The 17012-nt window shown below is 55.5% G+C and carries 16 protein-coding genes and 1 tRNA gene; 5 read left to right on the top strand and 12 right to left on the bottom strand.

The window, feature by feature from the left end; genetic code table 11:
• Positions 1-6 precede the first annotated feature (6 nt).
• On the bottom strand, positions 7-1326 hold the full coding sequence (locus tag RGV59_RS13295) for an MFS transporter (RefSeq protein ID WP_046384359.1): 1320 nt from the start codon (positions 1324-1326) through the stop codon (positions 7-9).
• A 158-nt stretch (positions 1327-1484) separates the two neighbouring features.
• On the opposite strand from RGV59_RS13295, the gene RGV59_RS13290 reads away from it, so the two are divergent.
• Positions 1485-2423: a LysR family transcriptional regulator gene (locus RGV59_RS13290; RefSeq protein WP_017848707.1), complete on the top strand. Its 939-nt coding sequence runs from the start codon at positions 1485-1487 to the stop codon at positions 2421-2423.
• Positions 2424-2793: 370 nt separating this feature from the next.
• Here the strand turns inward: RGV59_RS13290 and RGV59_RS13285 are convergent, their stop codons facing one another.
• The 3 genes from RGV59_RS13285 to istA all read right to left on the bottom strand — a co-directional run bounded on the left by RGV59_RS13285 (position 2794) and on the right by istA (position 5765).
• Positions 2794-3135, bottom strand: coding sequence for a helix-turn-helix domain-containing protein (locus tag RGV59_RS13285; RefSeq protein WP_017848706.1), 342 nt, complete (start codon positions 3133-3135; stop codon positions 2794-2796).
• 334 nt (positions 3136-3469) lie between these two features.
• A complete protein-coding gene (istB, locus tag RGV59_RS13280; RefSeq protein WP_029241171.1) occupies positions 3470-4273 on the bottom strand; it encodes an IS21-like element ISPsy20 family helper ATPase IstB in 804 nt (267 codons plus the stop codon).
• Positions 4266-5765, bottom strand: coding sequence for an IS21 family transposase (istA, locus tag RGV59_RS13275; RefSeq protein ID WP_102619021.1), 1500 nt, complete (start codon positions 5763-5765; stop codon positions 4266-4268). Before istA ends, istB begins: the two co-directional genes overlap by 8 nt.
• A 962-nt stretch (positions 5766-6727) precedes the next feature.
• On the opposite strand from istA, the gene RGV59_RS13270 reads away from it, so the two are divergent.
• Positions 6728-7105 carry a hypothetical protein gene (locus RGV59_RS13270; protein WP_046071426.1) on the top strand — a complete coding sequence of 126 codons (378 nt, stop codon included), beginning with the start codon at positions 6728-6730 and terminating at the stop codon, positions 7103-7105.
• Positions 7106-7169: 64 nt separating this feature from the next.
• Here the strand turns inward: RGV59_RS13270 and RGV59_RS13265 are convergent, their stop codons facing one another.
• The 6 genes from RGV59_RS13265 to dapA form a co-directional block, all read right to left on the bottom strand.
• Entirely contained in the window at positions 7170-8576 is a 1407-nt protein-coding gene (locus RGV59_RS13265; RefSeq protein ID WP_322246955.1) for a hypothetical protein, read from the bottom strand.
• Between the two features lie 454 nt (positions 8577-9030).
• A tRNA-Ser gene (locus tag RGV59_RS13260) sits at positions 9031-9120 on the bottom strand.
• Between the two features lie 83 nt (positions 9121-9203).
• Positions 9204-9917 carry a phosphoribosylaminoimidazolesuccinocarboxamide synthase gene (gene purC, locus RGV59_RS13255; RefSeq protein ID WP_017844921.1) on the bottom strand — a complete coding sequence of 238 codons (714 nt, stop codon included), beginning with the start codon at positions 9915-9917 and terminating at the stop codon, positions 9204-9206.
• A gap of 27 nt (positions 9918-9944) precedes the next feature.
• On the bottom strand, positions 9945-10703 hold the full coding sequence (locus tag RGV59_RS13250) for an MBL fold metallo-hydrolase (RefSeq protein WP_017844920.1): 759 nt from the start codon (positions 10701-10703) through the stop codon (positions 9945-9947).
• Positions 10704-10707: 4 nt separating this feature from the next.
• Positions 10708-11823, bottom strand: coding sequence for an outer membrane protein assembly factor BamC (bamC, locus tag RGV59_RS13245; protein ID WP_017844919.1), 1116 nt, complete (start codon positions 11821-11823; stop codon positions 10708-10710).
• A gap of 17 nt (positions 11824-11840) precedes the next feature.
• Entirely contained in the window at positions 11841-12719 is an 879-nt protein-coding gene (gene dapA, locus RGV59_RS13240; RefSeq protein WP_017844918.1) for a 4-hydroxy-tetrahydrodipicolinate synthase, read from the bottom strand.
• Between the two features lie 273 nt (positions 12720-12992).
• Between dapA and RGV59_RS13235 the strand changes: the two genes are divergently transcribed.
• Together RGV59_RS13235 and RGV59_RS13230 are read left to right on the top strand one after the other, a co-directional pair.
• Complete coding sequence (locus RGV59_RS13235) at positions 12993-13553, top strand: glycine cleavage system protein R (protein ID WP_003172487.1); 561 nt, start codon at positions 12993-12995, stop codon at positions 13551-13553.
• Positions 13554-13563: 10 nt separating this feature from the next.
• Positions 13564-14037, top strand: a complete 474-nt coding sequence (locus RGV59_RS13230) for a peroxiredoxin (RefSeq protein WP_046384366.1) — start codon at positions 13564-13566, stop codon at positions 14035-14037.
• Between the two features lie 38 nt (positions 14038-14075).
• Here the strand turns inward: RGV59_RS13230 and RGV59_RS13225 are convergent, their stop codons facing one another.
• Both RGV59_RS13225 and RGV59_RS13220 read right to left on the bottom strand, forming a co-directional pair.
• Entirely contained in the window at positions 14076-15146 is a 1071-nt protein-coding gene (locus tag RGV59_RS13225; RefSeq protein WP_017844916.1) for an AI-2E family transporter, read from the bottom strand.
• Positions 15147-15178: 32 nt separating this feature from the next.
• A complete protein-coding gene (locus RGV59_RS13220) occupies positions 15179-15418 on the bottom strand; it encodes a sulfurtransferase TusA family protein (RefSeq protein WP_017844915.1) in 240 nt (79 codons plus the stop codon).
• Positions 15419-15513: 95 nt separating this feature from the next.
• On the opposite strand from RGV59_RS13220, the gene RGV59_RS13215 reads away from it, so the two are divergent.
• Positions 15514-16947: a M48 family metalloprotease gene (locus RGV59_RS13215; RefSeq protein ID WP_046384367.1), complete on the top strand. Its 1434-nt coding sequence runs from the start codon at positions 15514-15516 to the stop codon at positions 16945-16947.
• Positions 16948-17012: the final 65 nt, after the last annotated feature.

The raw sequence follows: 17012 nt of genomic DNA, 5'->3' as shown, positions 1-17012 counted from the left end.
GCTCCATTAAACACCAGGGGCCATTTCCAGGCGGTGGGCGGTGGCGTGGCGGCGCGACAAGGCCAATACGCTCACCAGCGAGACCGCCGCGATCAGGCTGTAAAACACTGCCATCGGCCACCATTGGCCTTGGTATTCGTGGGCCAGCCAGGTGCCGATCAACGGCGTCAGGCCACCGGCCAGCGCACCGCACACCTGATAGGCCAGGGAAATCGCGGTGTAGCGCACGCGGGTTTCAAACAGGCCGCTGACAAAGCCCGCGATCACCGCATAAAACGAGGCCATGCACACCACCGCCAGGGCGATGCCGAGGATGATCAACGGCGCCTCACCGCTGCTGACCAGCACGAACATCGGGTAAGGCGACGCCATCGCCAGCACCGTCATCGCGCAGAGGAAACGCGTGGCGCCGACCTTCTCCGCGACCCAGGCCGCCAGGGGCTGTACGCAGAACTGGATGATGGCGACGACGAACAGGCACTCCAAAATCAACGAGCGCGGTAGGCCCAGTTGCTGAGTGCTGTAGGCAATCATAAAAGTGTTGGTGAAATACACGCCGGCGATGCCCAGCGTGTTGGCACCGATGCACAGCAGCAGCGGGCGCCAGGCGGTTTTCAGCACCTCGATCACCGGGGCCTGGTCCGGCTTGAGCGCCCGTGCCTTTTCGGCCAAGGCTTTGTCTTCGAGGAACTCAGGCGACTCGTTCACCCCCAGGCGAATCGCCAGGCCAACGATCAACAGCAAGGCGCTGGCCAGGAACGGCAGACGCCAGCCCCAACTGAGCAGGTCTTCTTCGGGCAAACGGGTCACCGCGCTGAACGCCAGCAGCGACAGAATCAGCCCCGCCGGGCTGCCCAACTGAGCAAAGGAGGCAAAGAAATTGCGGCGGCCCTTTGGCGCATGCTCGCCGGCCATCAACACCGCCCCGCCCCACTCGCCACCGACGGCGATGCCCTGCACGATGCGCAACAGCACCAGCAGGACCGGCGCCGCGACGCCGATCTGTGCGTAGCTCGGCAACAACCCGATGCACACCGTGACCACGCCCATCATGACCAGAGTGATCACCAGCGACTTCTTGCGGCCGATGCGATCGCCGATATGCCCGAACACAATGCCGCCCAACGGCCGCGCGAAAAAGCCTACGGCAAAGGTGCCGAACGCGGCCATGGTGCTGAACAATTTATCTTCGGAAGGGAAAAACAGCTGACCGAACACCAACGCGGCGGCGGTGGCGTAGATATAAAAATCGTACCACTCGATCATGGTGCCGATGAAAGCGGCGGCCGCAGCACGGCGAGGCTGGGGCGAAGCGGAAGGCTTCATGGGGCGGGCTCCTTTGGTTATTTTTTTGGCAGGAGAAAGGTCGAACGCATGCGCTCTGATGGCGCTTGTTGAGGGTGATTTATCGTCGCGGGGCTATGATTAGTCAATTTTCTATTTATTATTCCAATTATAAATCCTGCTTATTATTGAGCCGCGCCATGCCCGAAACCCGTCGCGATATTCACCCGCTGCTCAACGACCGCCTGGACTGGAACCTGCTGCGCACCTTCCGCGTCATTGGCCAGGAACTGAGCATCAGCCGCGCCGCCGCACGCCTGCACCTGACTCAGCCGGCCATCAGCCAGGCCCTCAAACGCCTGGAAGAACAACTCGACTGCCAACTCATCGCCCGCCGTGGCCCGCGCTTCGTACTGACCGAGGCCGGCGAACAGATCTTCGCCATCGCCGGCGAGATGTACGGCCAGGTCTCGCAGATGAGCAACGCCCTGCAAAAACCCGGCGATGAAGTGATCGGCAAAGTGCGCCTGCTGATGATCAGCCGCATCAACTCCAACACCTTCGATGAGTTCCTGGCCGAGTTTCACCGCGAACACCCGCGGGTCGACCTGGAGGTCGAGGTAATGCGCAGCTCCGACATCGTCGCCGCCCTGCTGGAAAAAACCGCCACCCTGGGCCTGAGCCTCAACCGCCGGCCACAGCCGCGCCTGGAACAACATCTGTTCCTGCACCAGCGCTATGGTTTTTTCTGCGGCAAACACCACCCACTGTTCGGCCGCAGCGGCTTGGCCGAAGGGGACTTGCAGTCGGAAAACTTCGTCAGTTTTACCAGCGACCAGATCGGCGGGATGCTCTCGCCGTTGACCATATTCCGCGATCAGCAGGGGTTCAGCGGGCGGATCGTGGCGTCGTCATCCAGCCTGGAAGAAGTGCGCCGCCTGGTCATCGCCGGGTTTGGCCTGGGCTGCCTGCCGATTCATGTGGTGGCGGAGGATGTGCAGAACGGACTGCTCTGGCGATTACCGCCGGATGAGGGGATTGCGGATGTAGATATCCATGTGTTGTGGCATCGGGAGCAGAAGATGAGTCGCGCAGAAACAGTGTTTATCGACAGTCTGCTGGCTCGTCTGGCGCGGTAGTCGAATGTATTCAGCGATTTATCAGACGGTTCTCTCAGGCGACCTCAATAAGGCCTTGGCTTGTTCATCCTGGACTTCGGCGAACTTTGTAGACTCTTTCCTCGTCAACTAAAGTTCAGCTCGTTGAAAATATTGTTTTTGCTTCGCCAATTAATGACACCTGTCACACCGGCCAGGCCGAACTTTAAAAAAGTTCATCAATACCAACGAACACATCTCTGATGCACTCATCTAGCAGCAGGAACAGAAATAACATTATACGTTCCTATACTTAATGAAGCTTAAACAACCACCTTCAAAAAATAATGAACCGCGCCTGACTCTACTCAGTATCCTGCGCCACCTATCAGGTGAATTGAACCGAGCACTGCTATTGCTCTCGATTCTTCAAGATCCTTTTTGCGGCGCCAATAATTTCTTTCAGCGACATTTCATCTGCTTGATAGGCAATGTCGCATAGGCAGTGGCGAAGGCTCGCGGCGGTTGGTTCAGCGTGATCCCGGCTCGTGAAAAAAGCATCCAGTCCCACGCCCAGGACGTCAGCGATTCGCTCCAACATCTCGATGCTAGGGGCGTATTCGCCCCTCTCGTAACGACTCACTGTCATCGACTCACACCCCAGTGCTTCGGCAAGGGCGGCCTGTGTCCATTTATTGTCTAGTCGTAAGTGCTTGATTCGCTTGCCTATACGTATAGTGGCACTTTGCTTCATCTGAAATATCACTTAAAATCAAATGCTTACACCTATTCACCTCCCCAGGAAGATCATAAAAAGGCTAGATTGCTATTATTTTCTAGCCAATTTCAGTATAGTCATTTTTTGACTATCTGAACGATGTTGAATTGCTAAGGAATTTTCCCATGGACGCCGAAAATTTGTTGGCGCTGATTGAAAACTGACCCACCCTGCCGATTGAAAATTGACCCAGGACGGATTGCTGATTTCTGTCCCAGCAATTGTGGATAAGCTTAGCAGCAGTGGGCCGATTCAAGACGCATCAACCCCCACCGCATGTAGGCATGCAGCAGGGTATTTATGGTGCGGATCAAAATGGCTCATCGTCCTCGACATCATCTCCGTCCTTGCGCTTTCGTTCCCGTGACTTGATCTTTGTCTGGGCGGCCAAGGTGCTGTGTTGTAGGCGGTAGGACTCGTTGCCCGTTTCGACGATGTGGCAGTGATGTGTCAGCCGATCCAACAACGCGGTGGTCATCTTGGCGTCGCCAAACACACTCGACCATTCCGAGAAGCTGAGGTTGGTGGTGATGACCACGCTGGTGTGTTCGTACAGTTTGGACAGCAGGTGAAATAACAGGGCACCGCCGCTTTGGCTAAAGGGCAAATATCCCAGCTCATCCAGTATCACCAGGTCTGTGCGAAGCAGTCCCTGGGCGATTCGCCCTGCCTTGCCATCGTACTTCTCACGCTCCAGCAGATTCACCAGATCCACCGTGGAAAAGAAGCGCACGCGTTTGTTGTGGGCCGTGATTCCGGATACAGCCAAGGCACTGGCCAGGTGTGTTTTCCCGGTTCCAGGGCCGCCAATGAACACGACATTCTGCGCCGTTTCAGTGAACGCTAAGCTGGATAGATCGCTGACCAGCCGGGCATCAGCGCTGGAAGCGCTGAAGTCAAAGCCAGCTAAGTCACGGTGCATGGGGAGTTTTGCCATGTTCATCTGATGATTCACCGAGCGCACCGCGCGATCCGCATGTTCCTGCTGAAGCAGATGTTCCAGCAGCCATTTCGATGAAGCCGTCGACGCTGTTCCTTGAGAGACCAGTTCTTCCCAAGCACTGGCCATGCCGTGCAGGCGAAGTTCTTTGAGTTCAGTCATTAGGTCACGCATTGCGATTCTCCTCATCGGTCGCACGGAGCCGGTCGTAGCGTGCTGTATTGGCAACAGGCGCGACCTTGAGTTGCAGGCTGGTTTCTACACTGGGAGGTAGTGCGGTGGAGGTCAGGCGGGCAAGGACATTGAGGATGTGATCGGCGCTCAGACTTCCCGATTCAAGTACCAGCTCCACCGCCACCAGCACAGGTTCGAGCCCCGCAATTGGCACAGCAGCCAGTACCTGCATCATGATTCGATCACCGTTGGTGTGACGCCTCAGTCCTCGTTTGAGAAGCCGTAACGGTTTTGGCAGATCAGCAAATGGCGCACCGTTGCGCAATGCACCAGGCTTGCGTTCGATGAGTGGGATGTAGTGCTGCCAGTCAAAACTGACCTGATCTCGATCAAAGAGGCGCTCGTGACTGGCGATCACCGTTTCGTCAGCAATGACCACGATCCGCGAAGGGTACAAACGGCTACTGACCCACTGGCCGACGCGCTCACATGGCACTGAATAGCGATTTCGCGCCACGCTGATCAGGCAGGTGCTGGAGACCCGCACGGTACGCTCGACGTAGCCATCAAATGCCGTCGGCATTGGCATCATTTCGACCTGCTCCAGCTCTAAGACCTCGGCCACCGTCAGCCCGTTGTACTGCGGATGCACCAGTTCGCTCCAGAGCGACCGACAACGTTGGCCGAGCCAGACATTCAGTTCCTCGAAGGTGTGAAACATACAGTTTTGAGCATCGAGCCAGATTCGCCTCCGGCTGTCCTGAACGTTCTTTTCGACGATGCCTTTTTCCCAGCCAGAGGCCACGTTGCAGAAGTCCGGATCGAACAGATAGTGCGCGCACATCACGGAAAACCGGGCGTTGACCGTGCGCCCTTTGCCTTTGTTGACCTTGTCGACAGCCGTTTTCATGTTGTCGTAGATGCCGCGACGCGGCACACCACCCAACGCTCCAAACGAACGGGTGTGGGCATCAAACAGCATCTCGTGGCCTTGGCTGGGGTACGCAACTAACCAGAATGCGCGGCTGGCACACAGCTTCATGTGGGAGACCTGGATACGTCGAAAAAGACCACCGATCAGCAGACCTTCTTCGCTCCAGTCAAATTGAAAGGCCTCACCGAGCGCAAACGTCAGCGGTACAAAAGCGCGTAAAGACTTGCCTTGCTCGCCTCGCCAAGAGCGCACAAACGCCGTGAGCTGGCTGTAACCGCCGTCATAACCCTCGGCTTTGATCTGCTCAAAAAGTGCTTTGGCGCTCCTGCGGTTGTGTTTTGGCCGGAACGAATCGGCCTTGAGCGCCTGCTCCAGGGTCTCGTGAAAAGGGCTGAGCTTATTGAAGGTTGCGCACCGTTGGTACGCTGGCTGAATGGCTTCGGGCGCTCTGACCCATTTTCGGATGGTGTTTCTCGACAGCCCGGTACGCTTGGCTATCTGATGCAGCGAGAGCTTGTCGCGGAAGTACATCCGCCGGATTTTTCCCAACATTTCCATGCTGATCACCCTGTGTTCTCCTGCTCGAAAAGTGAGCAGAAGCAGTTGAACACCTGGGTCAGTTTTCAGTCGGCAGAAGAGCCTCTACTGGGTCAGTTTTCGGTCAGCGGCAACACTATATCAGATAATAGCACCCGGTGAGGGTGTTTCTTCTTTCCACCCCATCCCCCTTCCCTTCCATCCGAACCACATACCTACACCTAAGACCTATATGCCGATAGCCATAGAACGCACGGAAATGGTCAAAAGCGGCTTGGATTTACTCGATTGATACGAAGACACCACAAAGTTAAACGACCCACTTAAAATACATAATCACGTGCCCAACCCTACCCCATAGCTTACTATGCTTCGGAGATATATCCCCCAACCTATATGTATTATATATAATACATATCAACTTTCTTTCCTGATGAAAATTTCACACTTTTGTCATTCATCAAGTTCGGTGAATGATATCCACTGAGCGGATGAGCCAATATATCCCGAAAGCAATTTGGCCCAGCACCAAAAAACCAGCTTTTAGGAAACCGTAATTTCTTTAAAAACACGCTTAAAGAATTTTACAACTTTATATCATATTTTTGGATATATCGCATTTTTCGGCCGTCGATTTATGGCTTAAAAACAGCAAAATACCTTGTCAATAGCAAAATCAAAATAAATATAAGGTTCAACCTTAATAGTTAAATAGGGGTCAACCTTAAGTAAATCACTTAGTTGATATTTGCCACAAAGCAGAGCAAAAAACGACAGCGAAAAAACTCAAAAATCGCCCTCACATGAATTTCACAAAAAAACGCAGGGTATTGGTCACGTTCAAAATTGAAAATAATGAGAATATCCAACTTCCTACAAATCATATCCCCGAAGCAATGTTATAGGTTCGGAGATATAACCTTGAAGCATTGACTTATACAAAACCTATGGTAATTGTATAAGAACAATAGAGGATTTCTAACATGAATAAGGCGGAGTATGCAGGAAAAATAGGCGGTCTAGTTGGCGGTTTCAAAAGAAGAGAGCGTCAAAAATTTTTAGTTATTTTTATAAAATTGGTAGAAATGGAGGAATTTCCTGATTTAAGATTGACCTCAAGCCTCGCCAAGAAACTGATAGCAGGGTTTTCTGGCTGCAAATCAATCTCCAACGATGTATTAGTGCGAGAGTTCGGCAGACCCGACAATAAAGTAAAACAACAAAACCTTAACAATATTACCCTTACACTAATTGAGCGATACAGGGCGACTTACAAAGAGCATTGGGAAGCAGCAAAAACAAAAATAGATACAGACGCAGACGAATACAAAAAATGCATAATGGAAAAAATGAAGCCATAATAAAATATCATTCCTACGCCGTAGGAATGACCTAACGTATATATTCCACACATGCTTAGAGTGATTAAGCTCCGCCGACAGAGCCTGACCTAGCGTCTAAATCTTTGAGCTGGGCAATCATATTCAACGGTCTTTGAAAATCGTAAAGAATTCGGGTAACTACCCCATAACCCAACACTCCGGTACCTGTGCCGTTTTTATAACCAACCACCCGACCTTTATATGACCACATTGCATTCAAGCTATCCAAATGCTTTCTACTTTCTTTCTTTTCTAGAAAAAACAGATAATCACCGTATTTTTCATTCACCTTTTCAATAAAACTTACAACATCGAGACACATCACAACCACAACCTTATCTTTCATTATGTCGTCGAGCAATGGTGTCGGTAAATCCAAATAAGGTAGAGGCGGTGCCAGTGGGTCCTTCAAAAAATCAAGTATGTTAAAGACTGGAGACTTACACTCCATCACCCCCATCCAGCCGTTAAACCCTAAAATAGCCGAGCGTTGGTCCGAGTACACTCCCAAATACAGGCATTCATCTATAACATCAATTGCCCACGTTTTCTTTTCGGAAAGTGACTCATAAAGAGAAACAATTTCCGTTGAAAAAAAATCCGAGGCGATACTTGTTGTTGGTGTGACCACATTTTGTCCCGTGCTGTAATCCACCCCTATCCCGTTATTTAATACATCTACAATACTACGGCTTAGCTCTAACTGCTTTCTTATCCTACCAAACTGCTGCCTATCTTTCTCATTTAAGCCGGCAACAAACTCATCAACCTGAGAAAGATTTTCGGGAGAGGTATACTTCCTTACATCTTCGCATATTTTACTGTTCTTATGACCGGTCTTTACTTCAACCAAAGTAGTCCCTTTGAACGGATTGAATACAAGAGCATCACCAGAATGCATAAACGTAGTAATATCGGCATTTATAGCAATATTAAATCTATCAGCGTTAGCTTTTTCTAAAAAGCCAGAACCATCTTCAATATTTTTCTTGGATAGATTATCAATATTAGACGGAGTAAAGAACCTCCTTATAGTAGAGTGTTCCCCTCGCATAAACGACCAAACTATCGCATCATAAAAACGCCTTAATATCCTAATACGCACAGACTTATCCTTTATTTGCCTGATACATATTTTCTTATTTTCGAAATCTTTATCAATGTGAAATTTTATTTTCCTCTTCTCAATCTCTTCAATATCACAAAGACAAACATAAACATTCGAAGAAATCAGCTTTTCAGCCTTTTTCCATTCAGCATGTATATTCGCCACAAACTTCATCTTGCTGTCTTCGATGTTTGTTTTATCGGAACTATGTGTGACGTTAGTCCCCCTAATTAGGTGTAACAGCTCTGTCAATAGACTTGAAAAATCCTCATCCAAATGTTGAGAAACTTTACCGAATGGTTTTACCCACTCATCAAAATCCACTACATATTCCTTGTCCATTCATTTCTCCAACTTTCAAGTCGTTTAAACGTCTACTGTATTACCTTGAGGAATAGAAAAGTCGTATCAGATGATACGGCCCATACGCCAGTGCAGCTTTTGCACGTCTGCCCACTGGCAGAGATACCATATCCGAAATAGATCTGCTTTTCGGCCCCCAAAGGCACGGGTACAAGTCCCCGCACCTTCAGCGACCTCGATCCAGAACCAAGCAGGATAACGGCTCAGAGCCTCTCTAGAGGCACCAGAACATCAGCAAATAGGCATAGGTAGCCACGGAGGCCAAAGAAGCTCAGAACGAGCAGCAGAAAGGTCAAACGGCAGGCGAAAAAAAATGGCGATCTGTAGGTCAGCTTGCAATCAAAATTCGCTACAAATTTTGCTACAAATGACTGCTACAAATCGCCATTTTCTAATCCTTCTAAATCATTGATTTATAAGGACTTTTTAATAATGGCGGAGAGATAGGGATTCGAACCCTAGGTACCGGTGAAGGTACAACGGATTTCGAATCCGTCCCATTCGGCCACTCTGGCATCTCTCCAACGGCGCGCATCATAACAGCCTGTCTCTGGAAAGCAAAGCGCCGAAGCGATTTTTTTCCGTGCTATCAGATGCTTGCGTCGATTACAGCGGTACGCCGAGGCGCTTGGCGACTTCTTCGTAGGCTTCGATCACATCACCGAGGCCTTGGCGGAAGCGGTCTTTGTCCATCTTCTTCTTGGTGTCTTTGTCCCACAGGCGGCAGCCGTCCGGGCTGAATTCGTCGCCCAGGACGATGGAGCCGTCGTGGAACACGCCGAATTCAAGCTTGAAGTCGACCAGCAAGAGGCCGGCGTCGTCGAACAGCTTGCTCAGCACGTCGTTGACCTTGAGGGACAGTTCCTTCATGCGCGCCAGTTGCTCGGCGGTGCCCCAGCCGAACGCCACGACGTGGGATTCGTTGATGAACGGGTCGCCCTTGGCGTCGTCCTTCAGGAACAGCTCGAACGTGTAAGGGTTGAGCTTGAGGCCCTCCTCCACGCCCAGGCGCTTGACCAGGCTGCCAGCGGCGTAGTTACGCACGACGCATTCGACCGGGATCATGTCCAGCTTCTTGACCAGGCACTCGTTGTCGCTCAGCAGTTTATCGAATTGGGTCGGAATGCCGGCCGCTTCGAGTTTCTGCATGATGAAGGCGTTGAACTTGTTGTTCACCATGCCCTTGCGATCCAGTTGTTCGATGCGCTTGCCGTCGAACGCCGAAGTGTCGTTGCGAAACAGCAGGATCAGGCGGTTGGCGTCGTCGGTCTTGTATACCGACTTGGCTTTGCCGCGGTAGAGTTCTTCACGTTTTTCCATGATGGGCTCCGCTTTGAGTGAGGTGGGCTAGGCGATGTGTCGCCAGTCGAGCCCTGAATCTTGATCGGCCAGTTGCAGCCAGTCCGGGTCGCACCCAAGGGTATCGACAAAACATTGCCGGGCCAGCTGCGGCAGGTTGTTCTTGCTGCTCAGGTGGGCCAGGACCAGGTGTTGCAGGTCTTGCCAGCCCAACTCATACACCAGGTACGCCGCCTGGTGGTTGTTCAAATGCCCGAGTTCGCCGCCCACCCGTTGCTTGAGAAAGTACGGGTAATGACCGCGAGCCAACAGGTCTCGGCAGTGGTTGGACTCGATCATCAATGCATCGAGATCCCGGTAACCGTCCAGCACCTTGGCGCAGTAGGAGCCCAGGTCGGTGAGTACGCCGAAACGTCGCTCGCCGCCACTGAATACATACTGCGTCGGCTCCTGGGCGTCATGCGCCACGGCAATCACATCGATGCTCAAGGCACCGATCTGCAACTGCTCGCCACCGGCCAGGAAGCCTGCGGGTTCAATGGGTTTGCGCATCCCGCGCAAGGTGCCGCGACTCAGGTACACCGGAAGATTGTAGCGCCGAGACAGCAAACCCACGCCATGCACATGGTCGGCATGTTCGTGGGTCACCAGAATCGCGCTCAGCTGCGAGGGGTGAACCCCCAGGCGCAGCAGGCGCCGCTCGGTTTCTCTTAACGAGAAACCACAATCCACCAGCACATACGTGTCGTCTTGAGCGACCAGCGTGCCGTTCCCTTGGCTACCGCTGCCGAGAACGGCAAAACGCATCGGATCAGCCCAGGTTGTCCTGAATCACGCCCAACACCTTGCGCGCTGTTTCAGCTGGCGCAACGGTGTTGATGTTCTTCTCGACGGTGACTTGCACGCTTTCGCCAACCTTGCTCAAACGAATCTGATAACGCTCGGCGCGGGTTTCGATCTCTTCCTTGGTCGGCGCGCTGCCGAACAATTTGCTGAAAAAACCTGGCTCGGCGTCTTTCTTCTCGGCTTTTTCCGCCACGTTGATGTAGTACAGGCCCAGGCTGCGGTTGATGTCTTCAACACGCCAGGGGCCTTGTTCCAACGCGCGACCAACACTGGCCCAGGCACGATCCAGGTCTTCACCCAGGTTCAGCACCACGTTGCCGCTGCCGTCTTCGGTGAGGCTGACGCGGCTCGGGGTGTCGTAATCGCGTGCGGCGAGCAGGGAGATCGAACCGCCCTTCTCGGAAATGCGGCTCATGCTGGCCAGCATCTCGTCGACCAGTGCGGCGTCGACGCCGGTGTTGACCGAGCGGTTGGTGAACTCGACGTTGGATGTGCTGCCGGCAGGACGCTCGGCGCTGACCACATAGACTTCACTGGTATTGCGCTGCACGCCAGGCTCGATGCGTACACGTACACGGGCTTCGCTGTCAGCGGCGATACCGCCAGACTGCAAACGCTTGGCCATGCTGGCGGACAGCTCGCTGCCTTGCTGCCACGCCGTGGTGAACTCACCGGTCTGCGGGCGCTGCTCGTCGATGCGGAAGCCGTTGTCCTGGAAGAACTGCACCGCCACCGGCCAGACTTCGGCAGGTGGGCGCTGTGCCACGATCCAACGCGAGTCGCCGCTCTTCTGCAGGCTGTAGTCGCTGGTATTCGCCACGGCCAAGATCGGTTGTGGACGCGGCACCACGTACTCACCCTTGGCGGTGTCGTCGGCGACATTGCGCGGAATCGGCAGCAACGGGTCAAGGCGCTTGGCGACGTTGACGTCCGGCGGCAGTTGCATCGGTTTGGTTGCTTGTGCTTCCAGGTAATCGCTGCCGCGGTCACGGAAGTAGCCTTCCGGGCCCCAGATCCAACCGCAGCCGCTGGTGCTGGAGATAATCAAGGCAAGTGCGGAAAGTCCGGCCAATCGCTTCATGCGTAGTGCTTCCTCAATTAAACCAGGACGCCGGACTGGCGCAGGGCCTGTCGCAGCGGTTCGTGACAGGCTTCGCTGAGGCGGGTGAGCGGCAGACGGATACCGTCCGGCATCATGCCCATCTCGAACAGCGCCCATTTCACGGGAATAGGGTTGGATTCGATAAACAGTGTCTTGTTGAGCGGCATCAGTTTTTCGTGAATCGCACGTGCGGTCACGGCATCGCCGGCGAGGGCGGCGGCGCACATGTCGCTCATGGCACGCGGGGCCACGTTGGCGGTCACCGAGATGTTGCCCTTGCCGCCCAGCAGGATCAGCTCGACAGCGGTGGCATCGTCGCCGGAATACACCAGGAAGTCGCTGCTCACGCCTGCCAGGATGTCCTTGGCGCGCTGCAGGTCGCCGGTGGCTTCCTTGATGCCGATGATGTTCGGCACGGTGGACAGGCGGATCACGGTCTCGGCCTTCATGTCGCACGCGGTGCGACCTGGCACGTTATAGAGGATCTGCGGGATATCGACCGCTTCGGCAATGGTGCGGAAGTGCTGATACAGGCCTTCCTGGGTCGGCTTGTTGTAGTACGGGGTCACCAACAGGCAGGCGTCGGCGCCGGCTTTCTTGGCGTTCCTGGTCAGCTCGATCGCTTCACGCGTCGAGTTGGCGCCCGTACCGGCGATCACGGCGATACGGCCCGCGACACGCTTGACCACGAACTCGATGACCTGGATGTGTTCTTCCACGTCGAGAGTGGCCGACTCACCTGTGGTGCCGACCGCCACAATGGCGTTGGTGCCCTCTTGCAGGTGGAAGTCCACCAGTTTGCCCAGGCTATCCCAGTCGAGACGACCTTGTGCATCCATGGGTGTGACCAGTGCCACCATACTGCCCGCAATCATGCAACCGCTCCTGCCGGAAAAAGAGAGCCGTAATGGTACTGGCGCCAAGATGCTTGTACAAGCGAAGTACCGCCTGAGGATGCGTTCTGGCGCAACTAAACGACGGGCATTGCCATCATTGCGCGAAAGTGCGGGTCGAGACGGGGTAAAAACCCGCCGATCACGCAATGAAAACGCCACCTCCTATCCCTTGGCGACGCTTTTCGCTACCCTTCATGCTTTGATCGATACAGCCCTCACCGTATCGACCGCTCATCGTTTTAGGAAGGCTGCATGTCCACCCCCACAGTTCGCGAACAATTCCTTGTTATCAGTGCCCTCGGCGCCAACCCCATGGAGCTGACCAACGTCCTGTGCCGCGCCAGCCATGAAAACCGCTGCGCCGTCGTCACCTCCCGTCTCACCCGCCATGGCGAGTGCAGTGCGCTGGTGCTGCAGATTTCCGGCACCTGGGACGCCCTGGCACGCCTGGAGACCGGCCTGCCGGGCCTGGCCAAGAAGCACGACTTCACCGTCAATGTGGTACGCAGCGCCGCGCTGGAAAACCGCCCGCAGGCCCTGCCTTATGTGGCGTATGTCAGTTCGGCCTACCGCTCGGACATCGTCAACGAGTTGTGCCAGTTCTTCATCGACCATAACGTCGAGCTGGAAAACCTCACCTGCGACACCTACCAGGCACCGCAAACCGGCGGCACCATGCTCAACGCCACGTTTACCGTGACCTTGCCGGCCGGCGTGCAGATCAGTTGGCTGCGCGATCAGTTCCTGGACTTCGCCGATGCCCTGAACCTCGACGCCTTAATCGAGCCGTGGCGCCCACAGAACCCAATGTAAGGAAGCCCCCATGGCGGTAGTCATCGACAAACCCGTAGCCGATTTCGAAGCCCAGGCCACCAGCGGCCAGACCTTCAGCCTCGCAGCCCTCAAGGGCAAGCAAGTGGTGATCTACTTCTACCCGAAGGACAGCACCCCGGGTTGCACCACCGAAGGCCAGGGTTTCCGTGACCAGTACGCAGCGTTCAAGGCAGCCAACACCGAAGTGTTTGGCGTGTCGCGCGACAGCGTGAAGTCCCATGAGAACTTCAAGGGCAAGCAGGAATTCCCGTTCGAGCTGATCAGCGACAAGGACGAAGCGGTTTGCCAGCTGTTTGACGTGATCAAGCTGAAGAAGCTGTATGGCAAGGAATACCTGGGCGTGGATCGCAGCACCTTCCTGATCGACAAGGATGGCGTACTGCGCCAGGAATGGCGTGGCGTGAAAGTGCCAGGGCATGTGGACGCCGTGCTGGCGGCCGCCCAGGCTTTGCATAACGCGTGAGCACCATCGGGAGAGGGCGCACGCGCCCTCCCCTCGCTTCAGAGTAAGGGCGCCACCACCGGTTCCTGCCGCGGCCATGCATCCAGCACCGCCTTGAACAGCGTCGCCAGGGGGATCGCAAAGAACACGCCCCAGAACCCCCACAACCCGCCGAACAACAATACCGCGCAGATGATCGCCACCGGATGCAGGTTGACCGCCTCCGAGAACAGCAGCGGCACCAGTACGTTGCCGTCCAGGGTCTGGATGATGCCGTACACCGCCATCAGGTAGATGAACTGGTCGCTCCAGCCCCACTGGAACAGGGCGATCAACGTGACCGGCACCGTCACCACCACCGCGCCGACATACGGCACCACCACTGAAATGCCCACCAGCAATGCCAGCAGCGCCGCGTAGTTCAGGTCCAGGGCAATAAAGGCGATGTAGGTCACGCCGCCACAGATGATGATCTCGATCACCTTGCCGCGGATGTAATTGGCGATCTGCCGGTTCATCTCCTCGGCCACCCGGGTGATCAGCGCACGCTCACGCGGCAGATAGCCACTTACCCAGCGGCCGATCATCGCGCGGTCCTTGAGGAAGAAAAACACCAGGATCGGCACCAGCACCAGGTAGATCATGATGTTGACCAGCAACGGCAGGCTGGACAGGGAAAAGGTCACCGCCCATTGCCCGAACTTTCCGATCTCGCCGCGTGCCACTTCGATGGCTTGCAATACCTGCTCATCCGACACCAGATGCGGGTAGCGCTCCGGCAACAGCAGCAACAGCGACTGCCATTTGGCGAGCATGCCGGGCAACTCATTGAACAGGGTGATCAACTGGTGCCACAGCAGTGGCACGACCACCACGATAAATACCAGCAACAGCCCCATGAACAAAGCAAATACCAGCCCCACTGCCGCCGCACCCGGTAAGCGCAGACGCTCCAGGGTGGTGACCAACCCCTGCATCAGGTAGGCCAGCACCATCCCCGCCAGCACCGGAGCGAGCATGCCGCCCAGGGTGAGGACGGCGGTAAAGGCCAGGAACAGCAGGACCGCCAGCACCACGGCTTCCTCGTCGGAGAAGTAGCGCTGAATCCAGTCTCGTAACACTTTGAACATCAATCAACCTCGGGTGGTGGGAAGCGGACGCTTCAGGCCTTGCGCAACCAATAACGGTAGACACCGGCGGCGTCTTCTTCATGCACCAGGGTATGACCGGCCAGCCTGGCAAAGGTGCGGAAATCACGCTGGGAACCGGCATCCGTGGCGATGACTTTGAGCACCGCGCCGCTGGCCAATCGATTGAGTTCGAGTTTGGCCTTGAGCAAAGGCAACGGGCAATTGAGGCCGCTGGCATCGAGTTCGGCATCAAAGGCTACAGCGTCGGTCATGGTTTTACTCCGGGCAAGCGTTCAGGCTGCTTAGAATATCTGGTCCGACGCTCAGTGTCCGGCTACAGTAAGCTCTTTGTCGAAAGGCTCTGTGCATGACTTTTTTGCGCCCCACCCTGCTGACGCTGGCCTGCCTGCTGGCCTCCCCGGCCTTTGCCGACGACCTGCCGTCACTTGGCGACGCCAGCTCAGCCATTGTCTCGCCACAACAGGAATACCAACTGGGTCGCGCCTGGCTTGCCTATTTGCGTGGCCAGGTCGCGCAGCTCAACGATCCGCAGCTCAAGGATTACGTCGAATCCAGCGTGTACAAACTGGTGGAGACCAGCCAGGTCAATGACCGCCGCCTGGAATTCATCCTGATCGACAGCCCGCAGCTCAACGCCTTTGCCGCGCCTGGCGGTATCGTCGGGGTCAACGGCGGGCTGTTCCTCAACGCCCAGACCGAAGGTGAATACGCCTCGGTGCTGGCCCACGAATTGGCTCACTTGTCTCAGCGCCACTTCGCCCGCGGCGTCGAAGCGCAACAGCGCATGCAGATCCCGATGATGGCCGCGATGCTCGGCGGCATCATTGCCGCCGCAGCCGGTGCGGGCGACGCCGGCATTGCTGCAATTGCCGGCACCCAGGCCGCGGCGATCCAGGAACAACGGCGCTTCTCGCGCCAGAATGAACAAGAGGCCGACCGCATCGGCATCCTCAACCTGGAGAAAGCCGGTTACGACCCACGCTCCATGCCGACCATGTTCGAGCGCCTGATGCGTCAATACCGCTTCGACGCCAAGCCGCCGGAATTCCTGCTGACTCACCCGGTGACCGAATCGCGCATCGCCGACACCCGCAACCGCGCCGAACAGGCCAAGCTCGGCGGCACCGAAGACAGCCTGCGTTATCAATTGATTCGCGCACGGGTGCAGCTGAAATACGAAGACACGCCAGGCCTCGCCGCCAAGCGCTTCCAGGCCCAACTGGACGAAAACCCGAAAAGCGACGTGGCGCGCTATGGTCTGGCCATCGCCCAAATCAAGGGAACCAAGCTCAAGGAAGCCCGGGAAAACCTGGCCCCGCTGTTGGCCAAGTCGCCCAACGACATTACCTACAACCTGGCGCAGATCGAGCTGGACATCACCAACAACCGCTTGCCGGATGCCCAGCAACGCACTGACCGGATGCTCACCCAGTACCCCGGCAACTATCCGCTGAACCAGGTGCGAGTGGACCTTTTACTCAAACAGAACCGCACCGCCGATGCGGAAAAGGCCCTGGACGGTTTGCTCAAGTCGCGCCCGGACGATCCGGACGTGTGGTACCAGGTCGCCGAAACGCGCGGCTTGTCCGGCAATATCATCGGCCTGCACCAGGCGCGCGCCGAGTACTTCGCCCTGGTCGGCGACTTCCAGCAAGCCATTCAACAACTGGACTTCGCCAAGCGCCGTGCCGGCAGCAACTTCCCACTGTCGTCACGTATCGACGCACGCCAGCGTGAGCTGATCGAACAGGAACGCTTGGTGAAAGGAATGATGGGCTAAACCCACCGCCCACAAAAAAGCCCCGCCCTCGTTAAACGAAGGCGGGGCTTTTTGATGCGCCGACG

Origin of the sequence: Pseudomonas sp. FG1 (assembly GCF_034313875.1) — a bacterium.
Taxonomy (GTDB): Bacteria; Pseudomonadota; Gammaproteobacteria; order Pseudomonadales; family Pseudomonadaceae; genus Aquipseudomonas; species Aquipseudomonas veronii.
Note: the sequence above shows the minus strand (reverse complement) of the source record. Positions and strands in the feature narration are given on the sequence as shown.